The organism is Pseudoalteromonas sp. SG41-1, from assembly GCF_014164575.1.
Taxonomy (GTDB): Bacteria; Pseudomonadota; Gammaproteobacteria; order Enterobacterales; family Alteromonadaceae; genus Pseudoalteromonas; species Pseudoalteromonas rhizosphaerae.
Genome location: NZ_JACJFL010000037.1, coordinates 1 through 15,877, shown reverse-complemented (window position 1 = coordinate 15,877; position 15,877 = coordinate 1). Strand labels below are relative to the sequence as shown.

Genomic DNA, 15,877 nt, shown 5'->3' with positions numbered 1-15,877 from the left:
CAGTGCATAGAAGCTTCCTGCTACATGCTCCTCAAAGATCTAAATTAGCTTGCGTATTAGTAATCAGTTTATGCTTTATCGCCAGTGCTAACAATCTCTTAATTGTGCTTAACCATCCCAAATTGGTTTCTAACCCTTTCAAAAACAATTACCATTGCGCATTCTATTACAGCAACTAACGGATGCTTACATGCTCGACTTCGCAGTCCTGGGGGTATTTATACCCACCTTCTTTTTTGTCTCTATTACACCTGGGATGTGTATGACTTTAGCCATGACCTTAGGAATGAGTATTGGCGTGCGCAGAACTATGTGGATGATGATTGGCGAATTACTTGGCGTTGCTATTGTGGCTGTTGCAGCAGTCGCAGGGGTGGCAAGTATCATGCTCAACTACCCGACACTTTTTAGCGTATTAAAATGGCTCGGTGCAGGTTATTTAGTCTATATTGGGGTTGCAATGTGGCGAGCAAAAGCAACCATCAAATTAGGCGCAGACAGTAAATTAAAAGTATCTCGCCAAGCGCTATTCTCACAAGGGTTTATCACCGCGATTGCCAACCCTAAAGGCTGGGCGTTTATGATTTCCCTGCTACCGCCGTTTATAAATATTGACTACGCGATTGCGCCACAATTGAGTATGTTAGTCGCCATCATTATGCTCAGCGAGTTCACTTGCATGATGCTCTATGCCACTGGCGGTAAAAGTTTACGGCTGTTTTTAAACCAAGGTGACAATATCAAGTGGATGAACCGCATCGCTGGCAGTTTGATGGTTGGCGTTGGAGTATGGTTAGCGCTTAGCTGAGTCGCTTTATTTTAGAGCGACTATAAAAAAGCCTGCAAATGCAGGCTTTTCGCTTTCAAAGAATTTATTTACTTAACTGCAAAGCTAATTTTGACTAACCACTCGTCGGCCACTAAATGCATGCATTAATGTCATGCCATCGAGCAAATCAAGTTCGCCACCGACCGGAATACCATGGGCTATCCGCGATGCATCAACTTTATAACGGTGACAAAGCTGGGCAATATAATGCGCTGTAGTTTCCCCTTCAACTGTAGGGTTGGTCGCTAATATAACCTCGTTTATCCCACCTTGTTGCAACTTACTTTCAAGAATATCAAGGCCAATTTCATTTGGACCAATACCATCGATAGGTGATAAATGTCCCATCAATACAAAGTACAAACCTTTATACTGGCCAGTTTGTTCAATCGCCAACACATCGGTAGGTGATTCAACCACACATAAAATTCCGCTATCTTGACGTTTGGGGCTTAAACAGATTTCACACTGCGGCTGCTCTGCAAAAGTACGACACGATTGACAGTGTCCAATAGCAGTCATCGCTTTGGTAAGTGCATTACCAAGCTGAGTGCCCCCCTTACGGTCACGCTCAAGCAAATGGAACGCGATGCGCTGCGCTGACTTTGGGCCTATGCCCGGCTGACAGCGCAATGCTTCAATTAGCTGGTTTAAACTCTCTGAAAGCTGCATATTTTATCTTAAAATGGCATTTTCATACCTGGTGGTAATTGCATACCGCCAGTTACTTTACCCATGCGCTCTTGTGTTTCTTCTGCTACACGGCGAACTGCGTCATTACACGCAGCGGCAAGTAAGTCTTCAATAAGATCTTTTTCGTCTTCCATTAAACTTTCATCAAGTTCAACACGTCGAACATTATGGTTTCCAAGCATGGTTACTTTAACTAAACCAGCACCTGCTTCACCAACCACTTCTAAGCTAGCAATTTCGTCTTGGGCTTTTTGCATGCGCTCTTGCATTTGCTGCGCTTGCTTCATCATGTTACCCATTCCACCTTTAAACATAACTTTCTCTCTTTCTATTTCTAATTGCCATGAAGATAAGGGCTATTGCAGTGAATTACAATGCCTGAATACTGTTTTCATCGATAATTGCAGAAAATAGCTGCTGTAACTGTACGATATTTTCATCACCGTTGATCACATCAATTGCTTGCTGATGGCGCCCTGCATCAATCTTTTGCTGAATTAAGTAAGGCGAATCTATCACCCCAGGGGCAAAATTGATTGTCAGCTCAACATTATACCCGTAAATACTGGCCAGCGCCGCACTAAGCTTTTGTCTTAACATAGGGGTATCGAGATGTTTTTGCGATTCATCCACTTCTAAGTGCAGCTGTTGTTGTTGCTTTGAATAAATTGAATGCAAAGCAAATTGACGCATCCGCCCGCCAAGTCCCATCCGCTTAATTAAGTATGCCCACTCATCTTGTTGATGTGCAAAACGAATATCGCTGATCGGGCTTTGAAAATCATCCGGTATTTGAATATTTATTTCAGGCTCAGGTGCAGCAACTACTTTTTGTGGATTAATTTGCTCTAGCAATTCCGGTGCTAAATTCTCAGTAATAGTCTGATGTTTTTCTTTAAAGTCAGGTTTCACACGCTTATTTGGGGCGATATTCGGCGTGTAACCATCAGTCTCAGGCTGACTACTTGCCCCCGTTATCTGGGGCTGTGACTTTTTTACCGCAGTACCGCGCTCAACCGCAGCTGGTTTATTCGTTGATGGCGCCACAGATGTTTTACCACCAGAGAGCGTACCTGCACCAGAAATATTTCTATCTCGTAAAATACGTGCAATTGCGGACTGCGCTTGTGCTTCTTTTTGGCTAATATCTGTGGTATCTGAATAGTCAGAGAATGAGCTGTTATTTTGTGCTGGAGCGGTTTGCTCTGCGCTATATTGATGCTCAGGTAAAGATTGTTCTGGCGCATGCTCAAAGCCACTATGAAAGCCCTGCTCCACTGCGTTATTCATTACCTCATCATATTGGGATACTAATTGTTGCTCAAGCTCAGCATCTGAATCATGCTCATTACCATGCGCGGCTTCGTGCATAATTCCCGAATTTGTATGTGGTGCTGTGGTCACAGTTGGCTGCGTATCGACAGGTGCAATTTGCTCACTGGTTACAGAGTGTTCAGTTGTTGCAACGGCTTGTTCAGGCGCACTCACGGTCGTTTGTAGCGGTGCAGCTTGAGGCAATGATACTTGGTTATCAACAGGCTGTGGTGTTGCAGGCTTATTTTTATTGAGAATATCTCTCAATGCTGCTGAGCGAGACCGGTTGTTATCGGCCGCTGGAGCCTGCGCCGCAGTACTTGCAAGCATTTGGCTATCAACTGGTTGAAATGCCAGTAAGCGCAGCATAACCATTTCAAAACCTAAACGAGGCTCTGGCGCCCATTGTAAGTCTTTTTTGCCATTAAGCAGTAATTGATAATAAATTTGGATTTGTTGTGAATCGCAGCTCTTTGCTACTTCATTAATAAACTCGCGATTATATTCATCTAACTTGGCGGCATCGGGCACTAATTGGGTTAATTGTGCTAAATGTGTAAGGCCAATTAGATCATCTAACAAAGCAATATAATTTGGGTTTTGGGTGGCAACTTGCTCGATTTGCGCCATCAATGCATGGCCGTCTTGGGCTAATAATGCAACCAGCAAGTGCTGGCTATAATGGTTGTCCATCAACCCTAGCATTGCTTGCACCGCTTGATGCTTAATATCACCATTCGTTTGAGCAATCGCTTGATCAGTTAAACTCAACGCATCACGCATACTGCCATCAGCCGCTTTGGCGATAATTTGCAGGGCTTGAGTTTCAAAACTTAATTTTTCTTCGCCTAACACATATTCAAGTTGTTGGAGTATTTCAGGTTGCGATAACGCATTAAGATTAAACTGCAAACAACGCGATAAAATGGTGACAGGCAGTTTCTGTGGATCCGTCGTCGCTAATAAAAACTTAACGTGCTCAGGCGGCTCTTCCAAGGTTTTTAATAATGCATTGAAACTATGCTTTGAAAGCATGTGTACTTCATCGATCAGGTACACTTTGTAGCGACCGCGAGTTGGCGCGTACTGCACGTTATCCAATATCTCACGGGTATCTTCAACTTTAGTGCGCGATGCTGCATCTATTTCAAGTAAGTCAATATAACGACCAGTTTCGATATCTATACAGCTGCTACACTTGCCACACGGTTGCGCCGAAATGCCTTCATCACAATTTAAGCTTTTTGCAAAAATACGTGCGATGGTGGTTTTACCCACCCCGCGAGTCCCAGTGAACAAATAAGCGTGATGCAGTCTGTTTTGTGTTAAAGCATTAATAAGCGCTTGTTTCACATGGGACTGACCGACCAATTCATGAAAGGTCTGCGGACGCCATTTTCTCGCTAGGACTTGATAACTCATTAATTATTCGCCTTCGAATTCAACCAATTTTAGGATTTTAATCCCCATTTTTGCAATGCGTTGCTCGCCACCAAGTTCTGGTAAAGAGACTACAAATGCTGCATCTGTCGCATGACCACCCAGCTTATTGACTAATTTAGCGGTCGCTTCAATGGTACCGCCGGTTGCTAATAAGTCATCGACTAAAAGCACTTTGTCACCTGGGACAATGGCATCTGTATGCAGCTCTAATACATCTTCACCATATTCTAGCTGGTAATCTTGAGAGATCACTGCACGTGGCAGTTTGCCCGGTTTACGCACTGGAATAAAAGGAATACCTAATGCATATGAAAGCGGCGCACCGAAGATAAAACCACGTGATTCAGTACCTATAATCTTGGTAAAACCTTGATCTTTATAAGCTGAAATAAATGCATTAATTGTTGCTTGAAATGCAGCGGGATTAGCCATTAGCGTAGTTACATCACGGAACATAATGCCTGCTTTAGGGTAATCTGCAATAGTAGTTATGCTATCTTTAATGATAGATGGAGTTACTTGAGTCATAATTTAAACTGTTTTATCTGTAATATTACAAAGCAGACAATTATAACATCACAAAAATGAGTTGTCGGTAAGAAGTTAAATAATTAAGTAATAAGACTGTATTATATACAGCCTTATTATAATTTAGCAGTGCTAAATTAAGAGACTGTGGTGATCCAGCCTAGGATTGCATTTAAACAGCCGATTCCTGCAAACACAGCTAAGAACGCAAGAAAATACATTGCATTAAACGGATCTTTAAAATCTTTATCTTCTGACATAGGTACTACCTTTTATTAAGCGCGACGAATTAAGGCGCACATAATAGACGATGTAAAATAATCAATAAAGACTTTAAGGGTGATTTTTTGTCACGATAACGCCACGTTCCGCCATTGCATGTAATGTTACTGTAGCACCTTGAACAAGCTGTTCTGTAGTAAATTGCGGCGCTAGTAAAGCAACTTGCTCCACCAACGAAGCTAATTTGATACTCGGTGTTGTGTCTATAATTGCCAGTAATAATGCGGTCATTGCATTGGTAGCAAGAAATTGTACTTCGTCATCGGTATCGCGATACACCACAAAATAATGAGGCTGTTCACTAGGCTGCTGTGGTTGAAAATCAACACTGATATGCTGTACAGCAAACTGATAACTTAAATTTCGCGCGCAACTACTCATATAAAGAGGCACATTACTCAGCGGTGCATTAATGATGCAATCAGTTGGATCCGCATGCGCAACCGAGACATCAAGCTCAATCCATTCATAATGAGCAAGTTCAAGCATAAAGGGGGGATCAATTTCTTGCAATTGGTAATCACTACTTAAATACGCAATAAACTCACTAGCAATATCCAAAAAATAAGGTGATTGACAATCGTGTTCAGCAAAAAATTGGCGAACTAATCTTAACCAATTGTTATCGCTGTAGAGTGTTTTCAGAACCGGAAATGCTGAGGAAATAAAGCCATTGATATTATTGAAAAATAAATCACGGTAGATCGCCATACGACGCTCTTCAATGTCATCGGGCTTTGGTTGTGTATCTGGCGCTCGAATATGCGCCATAAACGCTTGTTGGGTTTCAATAAAATTCATATCAGGCACTTTCTTTACGCTGTATTATTGCGTGCTTGGCTTGTAGTTGATGAATTATATCCAGCTCTTTGGTAAGCTCAGCGATAGCTGGAATATTAAAATCACGTTCCAATAAAGTCGCAAACACTCCATGATGTTGATAAGCACGATCAAGTAATTGCCAAACAGGGTCAATCACGTCAGCGCCGTGAGTATCAATCAGTAAATCATCCGCCTCATTGAAATGCCCTGCGACATGACCATACGCTATACGTTGCGATGGCAAGCTAGCTAGAAAATGTTCTGCATCATAACCATGATTTATCGAATTCACATAAATATTATTTACATCGAGTAATAACTTACAATCAGCTTGCTGTAATATTTCAGTGGTAAATTCTAACTCGCTCATTTGCTGACCAGGTGCGGCATAATAAGACACATTTTCGATAGCTATTTGCTGCTCGAGAATATCTTGCACCTGTTTTATCCGCCCAACAACATGGGCAATCGCAGCTTCAGTAAATGGGATCGGCATCAGATCATACATGTGGCCGCTGCCGGAACAATAACTAAGGTGCTCACTAAAAAGCTTAACATTATGTGCTTTGAAAAAGACTTTTAATGCTTTAACAAATTCAATATCTAACGGTTCAGGAGAGCCGATGGATAATGACAAGCCATGACAAACAAAATTATTTGTATCGGTCAGTGACTTAAACTGCTTAGCAAAGCGACCACCGAGTTTTAACCAGTTCTCAGGCGCCACTTCCATAAAATCAATTTGCTTTGGTATCTGCATCAGCAATTCATCGAGCATTTCTCTACGCAGCCCAAGCCCTACCATGCCAAATTCACTGTTACTAGATACAGTCATATCAACTCCTTCATTTAAAAGGGCCACAATGCGGCCCTTTTATAAACATACTACTTAGCTAAAGTGCAGGTTACTTAACTTATCTAATTAATGGCTACCGCATTTGCCTTCTTTTTTAGCTTTAGCATCGCCGCCGCACTTACCTTCTTTGTTAGCTTTATCGTGTTTAGCGTCGCCGCCACATTTTCCTTCGCCGCACTTACCTTCTTTTTTAGCTTTAGCATCGCCGCCGCATTTGCCTTCGCCGCACTTTCCTTCTTTTTTAGCTTTGTCATGTTTAGCATCGCCACCGCATTTGCCTTCGCCGCACTTGCCTTCTTTTTTAGCTTTGTCATGTTTAGCATCGCCACCGCATTTGCCTTCGCCGCACTTGCCTTCTTTTTTAGCTTTGTCGTGTTTGGCATCGCCACCACATTTGCCTTCGCCGCACTTACCTTCTTTTTTAGCTTTGTCGTCTTTAGTTTTAGCATCTCCACCGCATTTACCTTCGCCACATTTTCCTTCTGTCGCGTCGACTTGGTAGCCCGTTACCATTTGTTGAAATTCAAACGGATTCGCTTGAACATCTGCAGAAATAAAACTTGTGCTACCTACTACTACCGCGCCTAATGTTAACGCGATTGAATTTTTTTTGAGTGTATTCATTTTATGACTCTCTCTAAACATACAAAGGTTGTACTAAGTAGACCTTGCTACAAAAATAATATTTCATTTAATCACATATTTTTATTTATTATTGATGATAACGCTACAAAGGAGTACAAAACTGGAGTTAACTATGGGAGTAAAATTGGCATTTATCAATGTTACAGGTAAAATACGTCTCCTTATGTAAAGTCAAAGTGCCCCTATCATGAAATTAGTTTTAGCGCCTATGGAAGGGGTTGTCGATTTTAAAATGCGTCAACTACTCACCGAAATTGGCGGTTTTGATTTATGCGTCACTGAATTTGTTCGTGTTATTGATGCCTGCCTGCCTGATAAAGTATTTCATCGCTATTGCCCAGAGCTAAATAATAACGGTTTCACTCGTTCAGGCACTCCTGTGCGTATCCAATTACTTGGCCAAGTTGCACACGCATTGGCTGAAAACGCAATCAAGGTAATAGAGCTTGGCTCTCACGGCGTTGATCTTAATTTTGGTTGCCCTGCTAAAACAGTCAATCGCAGTAAAGGCGGCGCCGTACTACTAAAAGATCCTGAACACATGTATGAAATCATTAAAGCAGTCCGTGATGCCGTGCCAAGCGAGCATCAAGTAAGCGCTAAAATTCGTTTAGGTTTTGATGATGACAGTAACAGTCAAGACATTGTTGATGCCGTTGTCAGTGCCGGTGCCAATAGTATTGCCATACATGCCCGTACAAAGCGAGACGGTTATAACCCGCCCGCTTACTGGGAGAAGATTCCACCACTGATCAAAGATAAAAACATCGCCGTGGTCGCAAATGGTGAAATTTGGCAAGTAGAAGATGCACTACTTTGCCAGCAACGTAGTGGTTGCACAGACTTAATGCTTGGTCGCGGTGCATTATCGCATCCTGATTTAGCACGTAAAATAAAAGCACACTTTAATGATGAGCACTATGATGGCCTGCAGTGGGAGCATATTCTCTATCATCTGATCCATTCAGCCATACATCATGACCCAGCGAAAGATGAAAAGTATTTTGCTTCTCGTACTAAACAGTGGCTAGGCTATTTAAAGCGCCAATATAGCCAGGCCGATACTTTATTCGATGAGATCAGGCGCCTTAAAACAAAAGAAGATGTTGCAGGTGTTTTGAAAAAATATGCTATCGCACCTTAATTTGACACACATCATAGTCGGCTTTTTTAAATTAATGAATACTGCAGCATTGCTCAACGAGGACAATGACAATGATCAATGCTCAACATCACCTTCTAAGACTTAATACAGAGTTAGAGCAAGTAAGGCAGTGCTTGCTTACGACACTATCAAGCTCAAGTAACAAATCGCATCACTCGCTAGCTGAAACCTTGCACAAAAATAACCCTGAACAATGGTTAGAGCTTACGCAAAAGCAACTTGGCACTGAATATAAAGATATCATAGTACGCTTAGAACAACTTGAAGCGGCGGTCTGCCAAATCGATATCGGCCAATATGGTTATTGCTGTGACTGTGAAGAAAAAATTGACTCGCAACGGCTGAATGCCGATCCAACAGCGCAGCGCTGTGGCAACTGCGAGCCAAGGCTATAAAAATCAGCAAGCGGACTTACGAAGTTGTTAAAAGTGTTGCAAACGCAAAACTTTGCGCCGGATAAAAAATGATATCAGCCACTAAATAATCGACTTGTTGTGGCGTCATTTTCAGCCGTTTAAGCAAATTAACTTTCGCTTGTTGGACAGTCCAAGCATGGTAATGTATGCCAAGATCGGTTTCCATCATAGCTAACCAAAAAGTACGCTCTTCATTACTTAGTCCTGTTGCAGCTTGCCCAGCATAGCCTATCAGACTCTGATAATCTTGTGCCCAATCAAAGCCAACAAGCTTTTTATTAGACAATGCAAAACGCTGTGCAAGCACGGAATAGCGATGATCAACTGCTACATGGATAGAATATGCTTCTTGCTGCATTTCCTTCAACTGAGATTGTACTGCTACTAGCCAATTTATTGGTGCTTTAGTGACGCCTGAGAAGTAATTTAACTTACTTTGATACCAAGACCCACCATTTGATATGCCATGTAAACCAACACTACCTCGGGGTGCATAGAGAGCTAAATAATCATTAAATTCAGTTAGAGTGTGTTTAAGATTTTCTGGAAGATCAACGCGAGCAAGATTTTTAGTTACCTGCGCTTGTAAGGCATTAAGCTCGATTGAGTTGAGTCTAAGTTTGCTCTCTTTAGCAAGTATTAACTGCTGCTGGGTAAAACTAAGCCAATTGTTTATGTTTGCAGTAATATCGTGTTGCTGGTTATAGGCAAGCATGTTATCGAGCACAGGAATATACACCGGCCACGTAAAGTAACGCTGCGGAAAACGCTCTGCAATAATGAGGTAATCCAATGTGCGCTGAGCGACAGGAGTTAATTCAAGGGTTTGCATTGCTTGATATATGCTGTGGCGCTCTTTTAAATACGCATCACTGAATGGAAACTGTTGCTCGTTAACTGGTTTAATTTCACCTGTTGGTCTTAAAAATTGATTTAGTGTTTGCAACGCTTGCTGAGCTTGCTCTTTACTTTGATACTGATTATTCGTATCACCACATGCGCTCAAGAAAAGCGCTAAGAAGCATATCCATATTAGGTGTTTTATCATGAGTTAATCCAATAAAAAAAGCCCCATAGGGGCTTTTTATAAATTGCTATAGCGAATTAAAGTTAAATCTTAACACCGTTGCGAGCGGCTTTATCTTTAATAAATACAGACCAACCTTTCGCAAACTTACGCGTGCGAGGGTCATCCATTGCTTTAGTAATTGCAGCATAAGCTTGCTTATACTTTTCTTGATAGTAATAAGCTTCCGCTAAATCTGAATAAATAGTTCCTTTCTTATCAGAACCAAATTCAAGCGCCTTGTTCAGACGAACAACGGCAGCACTATAATTTTGCGATTGTAAAAGTAATGAACCTGCTTTGCGATAAAGCTCAGCATCGTCATCAAATTTTGCCGCTTCTTCATAGTACTTAGCTGCTTTTGCAATATCTTTTGAGCGATGGTAGTTACTTGCCACTGCACTGATATTTTGTTTATTACGCTTCACAATCTTATCATCGATAGACTTCTCTAAAACCTTAGCGGCTTTATAAGGGATCTCATTCAATGAATAGAAGTTAGACAAAACTTTATAATCAACTTCAGTTTCAAAATAACCGTTTTTGTAAGCTACTTCCATCGTCGCAAGACCAGTTTTGTAGTCTTCCGTCTGAAGGTAGTATTTACCTAAACTTACCCATGCTTTTTTATCATCTGGCCAGATACGAACAATTTCTTCACCAATTTTAACCATATTTTTATAGTCTTTAAGTTCAAAATAAGAACCTAATTTTAATTGGTAAGGGCCTTTATTAGGCTCTTTTTGAAGTTTAATTGCTTTATCTGCAGGTGCAAAAACATCTTTGAACTTTTGTAACTGGTAATTAGCTTGGGCTATACGAGTATAAACCGTTGCATCTTCTTCACCAGTAAAGTCCATCCATGCAACATAAGCATCTTTGGCTTTTTCATACTGCTCAGTACCAGCATACATATCGCCTAATGTTTTTAAACTTTGTTCTTGATCGGCAAAGTTCAAAACATCAGGGGCAACAGCTAATTTTAAGTAACCAATCGCAGTTTTGTACTGCTCTTTCTGGCCATACATACTACCTAAATAGCGATTAACTGTTGCTTTGTCGAAATCATCAGAAGCATCGATCTCTTTCAACATGGCAATTGCTTCGTCTAGCTTTTCTTCGTTATATAAGTCAAACGCTTTTATAACTTTTTTACCAGTGCGCTCACCCATGATTCTAGTTTTTGCTTTCTTCCGCGCTTCAATTTTCGCGGGATCTGGCGCTGCTAGAACCGGTGCAGTAAATACTGCACCCGAGAAAGACATAAGTACCGCAAGTGCTGTTACTTTAGATAAATTTCTCATTACTTGCCTCCTTAATTGCCTTGGTTAATTTTAAAGTCTAGCTGAACTTGTAAGCCAACTTGCTTTTGTGGCTTACCGTCAATAATTTTAGGACGGTATTTCCACTTGCTCAAGGCGCGTTTAGCTTCTCTATCGAAAATACGTTTAGGGTCTGCGTCGATTACTTCAACATCAGTAACCCCACCCAATTCATCGATTGAGAATGAAAGTTGTACCCAACCTTCTTTGCCATCACGTGCTGCTTGTGTTGGATATTTTGGTTCAATACGAACGATTGGTGTCGCATCACCGTCTCGTCCGAATGCCCCTGGACCACTTAGACCACCTGCCGAACTTCCCACATTAATGCTTGGCATGTTAAATGACATAGCACCTGGATTTGGGTTGTTGTTTTCCGGCTGTGGCGGCTGCGGTTTAGGCGGCTGCTTTGGCGGTGGAGGCGGCGGAGGCGGTACTCGCTTCCGTTCCTGCACCTTAGATTCAGGCGGATTCGTCATAATTTCGACTATGATCTGCTCTTTTTGTTCCGTATTACGGTCAGCCCCACCAGAGATGAGGAAGGCCATGAAGTAGAACAAGCCGAAAGTAACTGCCCCACCTGCAATCAGTGAAAACAGAAAACGAATCATTACTGATCTCCAGCTATTGAAATTCTCAGGTTGTCGCCCGTCGCTTTGATCTGGTCCATAACTTTAACCACTACGCCGTGTTTTGCATCTTTGTCAGCTTGCAAAATTACAACTTCAGTAGGTTGTTCTGCTAATAAACTTTCAATTTTTGCTGAAACACGTTCAACATCAACTTGCTGTTTATCAATCCAGATTTCGCCGTTGTCACGAATTGCAATAAAAATGTTAGCATTTTTTTGCTTCGTAGCTTGGGCCGCTTTTGGTTTATTGACCTCGATACCAGCCTCTTTAACGAACGATGTAGTTACGATAAAGAAAATAAGCATGATAAATACGATGTCAAGCATCGGTGTCATATCTACCGTTGCATCTTCTTCTTCACGAAAACGTTGTTTACGTGCCATATTTAATTCTCTCTCTAGTGATGAGGCATACTATCAACAAGCTTGGCTTTCACCATTCTCGCTCTTGCCTCAAGGCGTGAGCTAAAGAATACTCCAGATAATGCCGCAACCATTCCAGCCATTGTTGGGATTGTTGCCATTGAAATACCTGATGCCATTAAACGTGCATTACCTGTACCTTGGCTTGCCATGGTTTCAAAAACCGCGATCATGCCTGTTACTGTACCAAGTAAGCCAATTAAAGGACAAACAGCTACTAATGTTTTAATCAACAACATACGCTGATCTAATTTTTCAGACGCTTCAGAAATCCATGCTTCACGGATTCTGTGTGCGTACCAAGACGTAGTGTCTTGGCGGGCATCCCACTTTGCTACAATTTCCGACGATAAACGAGGAAATTCTGCAAGTAAGAACCAATAGCGCTCAATCATTAAAACCCACATAAGAAAGAGTGCTATCGCGACCACGTATAAAACCTGGCCGCCTGTGCCAACAAAATCCCTGATAGATTCCCAGATCTCCATCAGGACTAGCATTAGGCTTTCTCCTTCTCCGCGTGAGTAGCAATAATACCTGCGCTTTGCTCATCAAGGATGTGTAATACCGACTTACTACGACCCGCAACAACAGCGTGAAGAAGAATAAGTGGTAGTGCAGCAATTAGACCTAGCGCAGTAGTTACAAGTGCTAGAGAGATGTTACCTGCCATGATCTTCGGATCACCTGTACCGAACAATGTGATTGTTTGGAACGTTAAGATCATACCGATTACCGTACCTAGTAGACCAAGTAACGGGGCGATTGCAGCAAGGATTTTAATGATATTGATACCAGCTTCAATGCGTGGCGTTTCACGAAGAATCGCTTCATCAAGTTTAAGCTCAAGGTTTTCAACATCTTGCGATTTATTGTCATGATACACTTTCAGAATACGACCCAGTGGGTTATTTGTATTCGGTGTAGACACGTTTTTAAGCTGGCTATTAATCTTACTACGAGTAAGTGTAAGGTCAATAAAGCGTACTAGTGTGATTAAGATACCTAAACCTAATAACGCAGTAATGATGTAACCAACTACGCCACCTTGGTGGAAGTATTCATCAAGTGTCGCTTTTTGTGTATTGATACGTAAGATAGCACCACGAGTCGGATCCACGTATACACCAGCATAGTTATCAGAAGACGTATTTTCTAAGTCTTTAATACCAGCAAGGATGTAACCATCAGGCTGTTTACCTAAAGGCTGAATTGATTTAGTTTCAGGCGAATAGATTAAGTAGCCATCGTCTGTTACTAAGTTGAAGTTACCGATACGTGTTACTTTCTTAACTGTCGCGTTACCGTCAAGACCTGCAACTTCAGTTTCGAATGTTGAAACTTTAGCTGACTCAGTCATTTCAGTTTGTAGTGAAATCCAAAGCTCTTCAAGTTCACGAACTGTTGGTAGTTCTTTAGCAGCAGCTAATGAACGTAAGATTTCAGCACGGCCAGGTTTTTCAGCAGAAACAAGTGATGCTTCGATTGAACCAATTGCATCTTGTGCAGCACGACGTACAACACCAAACATTTCACCCAACGTACCTTGTGCGCTTTGAAGAGCAGCCTCTTTCTCAGCTAAAGTATTTTCGTTTTGTGCATATTCTTTAGTTAAACGATCGCCACGAGCTTTTTCAGCAGCTAATTGGCTTTTTGCTTTATTAAGTAACGCTTGCTTATCAGCACGATCTGATAAGAACTCTTGCTCACGTTGCTTATTGATTTTGCCTTCAGATATACGCTCTTGCTTTACTTGCTCAAGAATTTTATCTAAAGCAGTGGTATTTGCATGTGCATTAAGCGCGGTACCTGCAGAAACAGATAGTACTGCTGCAACAGCAAAACCTTTAAATAGTTTCTTCATTATTGATTACTCCGCGCCAAAGATTGGTAGTTTAACAAGTTCTAATGTCGCTTGCTTACGCGCCATACGAATAACTTCTTTAACAGGTTTTAGGTATTCATCACCTAATTCTTTCCACTGTTTAGTATTGTTATCCCATACCCATGCGTGCTTTAAGTCAAACGATTGAGCAACGTAAGTGATACGACCAAGTTGGCCGAAATCAACGTTAATGCTCTTGCCATCAACTTCTAAAGTACCTTGTGAAGCAGCTACTAAAGAGCTATATGCAGCTTCGATAGTGTACGCTTCTAACACTTGACGGAACTTCTCTGAAGTAGTAACAGAAGAAGAAACCATTGTTTCACGTAATCTTTCAACACGCGCCAAACGATTGTCACTGTTAAACGGAACGTCCGCTTTGATGAATTGCTCGAGCGTATCGATCATGCGATACATCAAAGGCACAACGTTTTGTTTTGTGTTGTCGATCGTAGCGATTTGACGGTCAAACGATTCAATTGACGCGTTTTGGTCAGCGACCAAACGGGCAACGTGATCGTTGTATACTTTTAATAGCTCAGATTCATCAACAACGCTACGGTACTCAGCTAATAGCTCTTGAGTTTGACCATATACATTGTCAATTTTAGTTTGAGACTTAACCGCAGCCGTTTGAATTTGTAGACCTGCTTTTTGCACGTCATTCAAAGGATCTGCAATCACATTGCTGCTTGCGAATGCAAAAGCGCCAACCAACGCAGTTGCTACAAGACTCTTTCTGATTTTAACAGACATAGTTCCCAACCAATTAAGTAATGTTACTTTTATAATTTAATTACCTCCCGAAGGAGACAACCCTGATATCTTTTAATAGATATCAACCCTCCAATAATGCTAAATGCAATGCACGCTGTCAACTTGATGTTTGGAATTAACCATAAATAAATTAATTCAATCATTGCAAACTAAAACACAAAAAACAAAGGATTAACATAAATGTAACAGAGGTGGTTTTTCATATAGGATGAAAGCCGCTTACTAACAACAGTTTTACCTCCCTTAATGAAAGAGAAAACATTAATGTAACATTTTATGTGTAATCAAGCAGGGTTAAAAAAAGTTCATAATAATTTCGAATAAGCGTAATCATTCAGTAAAAAAGCCTTTTTATGCAGCAATAACCTAGGTGTTTCGTACAAAAAAAAAGCACCCGACCTTTAAAAGAAAACGTAGCCGCAATTTTACAAACAGAAGTTATATTTGTTTTTTATCTACAAGACTTAAAGGCGCACTGTAAATGTTACCAATATATTCGAAATAATAACGCTATATACCCAATTTCTTTTATACCGATTACTAACCGTGCCAAACTTGTCTATGAACAATCAGAGGTAAAATAGCATTATCTAATTAAATACTAATTTATACCAATCGTGTTAAGTTACTGACCATTTATAGCGACATATAAATACAGGGCAAGAGCATGAAAAAAGTCTATGATTTCAATACCTTTTCAAGGTAATCTGTACTGCGCATAGCTTTTTTCTGTTTTGCGGGCATGCCTTTATTAAAGCTTGTTTCTGCTTTTAGCTGATT

18 protein-coding genes are annotated in these 15,877 nt (G+C 41.1%); 3 read left to right on the top strand and 15 right to left on the bottom strand.

All coding sequences use genetic code 11. The features are described 5' to 3' along the window. Nucleotides 1-190: 190 nt before the first annotated feature. A complete protein-coding gene (locus H5203_RS16885; protein ID WP_145241588.1) occupies nt 191-808 on the top strand; it encodes a LysE family translocator in 618 nt (205 codons plus the stop codon). A gap of 84 nt (nt 809-892) precedes the next feature. Here H5203_RS16885 and recR read toward each other — a convergent pair whose 3' ends face one another. The 8 genes from recR to H5203_RS16850 all read right to left on the bottom strand — a co-directional run bounded on the left by recR (nt 893) and on the right by H5203_RS16850 (nt 7,391). Beyond that, the gene (gene recR, locus H5203_RS16880; protein ID WP_145241586.1) at nt 893-1,501 is read right to left on the bottom strand and encodes a recombination mediator RecR; all 609 of its coding nucleotides are present in this window, start codon (nt 1,499-1,501) and stop codon (nt 893-895) included. A gap of 8 nt (nt 1,502-1,509) precedes the next feature. Then, the gene (locus H5203_RS16875; RefSeq protein ID WP_145241584.1) at nt 1,510-1,836 is read right to left on the bottom strand and encodes a YbaB/EbfC family nucleoid-associated protein; all 327 of its coding nucleotides are present in this window, start codon (nt 1,834-1,836) and stop codon (nt 1,510-1,512) included. Nucleotides 1,837-1,891: 55 nt separating this feature from the next. Beyond that, a complete protein-coding gene (gene dnaX, locus H5203_RS16870; RefSeq protein ID WP_182735412.1) occupies nt 1,892-4,258 on the bottom strand; it encodes a DNA polymerase III subunit gamma/tau in 2,367 nt (788 codons plus the stop codon). Between the two features lie 3 nt (nt 4,259-4,261). Further along, on the bottom strand, nt 4,262-4,807 hold the full coding sequence (apt, locus tag H5203_RS16865) for an adenine phosphoribosyltransferase (protein WP_149982901.1): 546 nt from the start codon (nt 4,805-4,807) through the stop codon (nt 4,262-4,264). Between the two features lie 137 nt (nt 4,808-4,944). Next, the gene (locus tag H5203_RS22975) at nt 4,945-5,067 is read right to left on the bottom strand and encodes a hypothetical protein (RefSeq protein WP_257325665.1); all 123 of its coding nucleotides are present in this window, start codon (nt 5,065-5,067) and stop codon (nt 4,945-4,947) included. A gap of 73 nt (nt 5,068-5,140) precedes the next feature. Next, complete coding sequence (locus H5203_RS16860) at nt 5,141-5,890, bottom strand: DUF2063 domain-containing protein (protein ID WP_182820020.1); 750 nt, start codon at nt 5,888-5,890, stop codon at nt 5,141-5,143. 1 nt (nt 5,891) lies between these two features. Continuing rightward, nucleotides 5,892-6,716: a DUF692 domain-containing protein gene (locus tag H5203_RS16855; protein WP_145241663.1), complete on the bottom strand. Its 825-nt coding sequence runs from the start codon at nt 6,714-6,716 to the stop codon at nt 5,892-5,894. A 117-nt stretch (nt 6,717-6,833) separates the two neighbouring features. After that, nucleotides 6,834-7,391, bottom strand: coding sequence for a hypothetical protein (locus H5203_RS16850; RefSeq protein ID WP_182820019.1), 558 nt, complete (start codon nt 7,389-7,391; stop codon nt 6,834-6,836). Nucleotides 7,392-7,599: 208 nt separating this feature from the next. On the opposite strand from H5203_RS16850, the gene H5203_RS16845 reads away from it, so the two are divergent. Both H5203_RS16845 and H5203_RS16840 read left to right on the top strand, forming a co-directional pair. After that, nucleotides 7,600-8,556 carry a tRNA-dihydrouridine synthase gene (locus H5203_RS16845; RefSeq protein ID WP_182820018.1) on the top strand — a complete coding sequence of 319 codons (957 nt, stop codon included), beginning with the start codon at nt 7,600-7,602 and terminating at the stop codon, nt 8,554-8,556. Between the two features lie 71 nt (nt 8,557-8,627). Continuing rightward, nucleotides 8,628-8,972 carry a TraR/DksA C4-type zinc finger protein gene (locus H5203_RS16840; protein WP_145241572.1) on the top strand — a complete coding sequence of 115 codons (345 nt, stop codon included), beginning with the start codon at nt 8,628-8,630 and terminating at the stop codon, nt 8,970-8,972. A 16-nt stretch (nt 8,973-8,988) separates the two neighbouring features. Here the strand turns inward: H5203_RS16840 and H5203_RS16835 are convergent, their stop codons facing one another. The 7 genes from H5203_RS16835 to H5203_RS16805 form a co-directional block, all read right to left on the bottom strand. Then, on the bottom strand, nt 8,989-10,041 hold the full coding sequence (locus H5203_RS16835; protein WP_145241570.1) for a hypothetical protein: 1,053 nt from the start codon (nt 10,039-10,041) through the stop codon (nt 8,989-8,991). Nucleotides 10,042-10,103: 62 nt separating this feature from the next. Beyond that, nucleotides 10,104-11,363: a hypothetical protein gene (locus H5203_RS16830; RefSeq protein WP_145241568.1), complete on the bottom strand. Its 1,260-nt coding sequence runs from the start codon at nt 11,361-11,363 to the stop codon at nt 10,104-10,106. Between the two features lie 11 nt (nt 11,364-11,374). Then, nucleotides 11,375-11,992 carry an energy transducer TonB gene (locus tag H5203_RS16825; protein ID WP_145241566.1) on the bottom strand — a complete coding sequence of 206 codons (618 nt, stop codon included), beginning with the start codon at nt 11,990-11,992 and terminating at the stop codon, nt 11,375-11,377. Further along, on the bottom strand, nt 11,992-12,396 hold the full coding sequence (locus H5203_RS16820; RefSeq protein ID WP_054205753.1) for a biopolymer transporter ExbD: 405 nt from the start codon (nt 12,394-12,396) through the stop codon (nt 11,992-11,994). The genes H5203_RS16825 and H5203_RS16820 overlap by 1 nt, the downstream gene beginning before the upstream one ends. 14 nt (nt 12,397-12,410) lie before the next feature. Continuing rightward, the gene (locus tag H5203_RS16815) at nt 12,411-12,935 is read right to left on the bottom strand and encodes a MotA/TolQ/ExbB proton channel family protein (protein ID WP_145241564.1); all 525 of its coding nucleotides are present in this window, start codon (nt 12,933-12,935) and stop codon (nt 12,411-12,413) included. Continuing rightward, a complete protein-coding gene (locus H5203_RS16810) occupies nt 12,935-14,299 on the bottom strand; it encodes a MotA/TolQ/ExbB proton channel family protein (RefSeq protein ID WP_145241562.1) in 1,365 nt (454 codons plus the stop codon). Before H5203_RS16810 ends, H5203_RS16815 begins: the two co-directional genes overlap by 1 nt. A 6-nt stretch (nt 14,300-14,305) precedes the next feature. Continuing rightward, the gene (locus H5203_RS16805; protein WP_145241560.1) at nt 14,306-15,076 is read right to left on the bottom strand and encodes a DUF3450 domain-containing protein; all 771 of its coding nucleotides are present in this window, start codon (nt 15,074-15,076) and stop codon (nt 14,306-14,308) included. Nucleotides 15,077-15,877 lie beyond the last annotated feature (801 nt).

Excerpts from the sequence above, each read along its gene's own strand:
- H5203_RS16885 (WP_145241588.1), top strand. The coding sequence starts at position 191 with ATGCTCGACTTCGCAGTCCTGGGGGTATTTATACCCACCTTCTTTTTT.
- recR (WP_145241586.1), bottom strand. The coding sequence starts at position 1,501 with ATGCAGCTTTCAGAGAGTTTAAACCAGCTAATTGAAGCATTGCGCTGT.
- H5203_RS16875 (WP_145241584.1), bottom strand. The coding sequence starts at position 1,836 with ATGTTTAAAGGTGGAATGGGTAACATGATGAAGCAAGCGCAGCAAATG.
- dnaX (WP_182735412.1), bottom strand. The coding sequence starts at position 4,258 with ATGAGTTATCAAGTCCTAGCGAGAAAATGGCGTCCGCAGACCTTTCAT.
- apt (WP_149982901.1), bottom strand. The coding sequence starts at position 4,807 with ATGACTCAAGTAACTCCATCTATCATTAAAGATAGCATAACTACTATT.
- H5203_RS22975 (WP_257325665.1), bottom strand. The coding sequence starts at position 5,067 with ATGTCAGAAGATAAAGATTTTAAAGATCCGTTTAATGCAATGTATTTT.
- H5203_RS16860 (WP_182820020.1), bottom strand. The coding sequence starts at position 5,890 with ATGAATTTTATTGAAACCCAACAAGCGTTTATGGCGCATATTCGAGCG.
- H5203_RS16855 (WP_145241663.1), bottom strand. The coding sequence starts at position 6,716 with ATGGTAGGGCTTGGGCTGCGTAGAGAAATGCTCGATGAATTGCTGATG.
- H5203_RS16850 (WP_182820019.1), bottom strand. The coding sequence starts at position 7,391 with ATGAATACACTCAAAAAAAATTCAATCGCGTTAACATTAGGCGCGGTA.
- H5203_RS16845 (WP_182820018.1), top strand. The coding sequence starts at position 7,600 with ATGAAATTAGTTTTAGCGCCTATGGAAGGGGTTGTCGATTTTAAAATG.
- H5203_RS16840 (WP_145241572.1), top strand. The coding sequence starts at position 8,628 with ATGATCAATGCTCAACATCACCTTCTAAGACTTAATACAGAGTTAGAG.
- H5203_RS16835 (WP_145241570.1), bottom strand. The coding sequence starts at position 10,041 with ATGATAAAACACCTAATATGGATATGCTTCTTAGCGCTTTTCTTGAGC.
- H5203_RS16830 (WP_145241568.1), bottom strand. The coding sequence starts at position 11,363 with ATGAGAAATTTATCTAAAGTAACAGCACTTGCGGTACTTATGTCTTTC.
- H5203_RS16825 (WP_145241566.1), bottom strand. The coding sequence starts at position 11,992 with ATGATTCGTTTTCTGTTTTCACTGATTGCAGGTGGGGCAGTTACTTTC.
- H5203_RS16820 (WP_054205753.1), bottom strand. The coding sequence starts at position 12,396 with ATGGCACGTAAACAACGTTTTCGTGAAGAAGAAGATGCAACGGTAGAT.
- H5203_RS16815 (WP_145241564.1), bottom strand. The coding sequence starts at position 12,935 with ATGCTAGTCCTGATGGAGATCTGGGAATCTATCAGGGATTTTGTTGGC.
- H5203_RS16810 (WP_145241562.1), bottom strand. The coding sequence starts at position 14,299 with ATGAAGAAACTATTTAAAGGTTTTGCTGTTGCAGCAGTACTATCTGTT.
- H5203_RS16805 (WP_145241560.1), bottom strand. The coding sequence starts at position 15,076 with ATGTCTGTTAAAATCAGAAAGAGTCTTGTAGCAACTGCGTTGGTTGGC.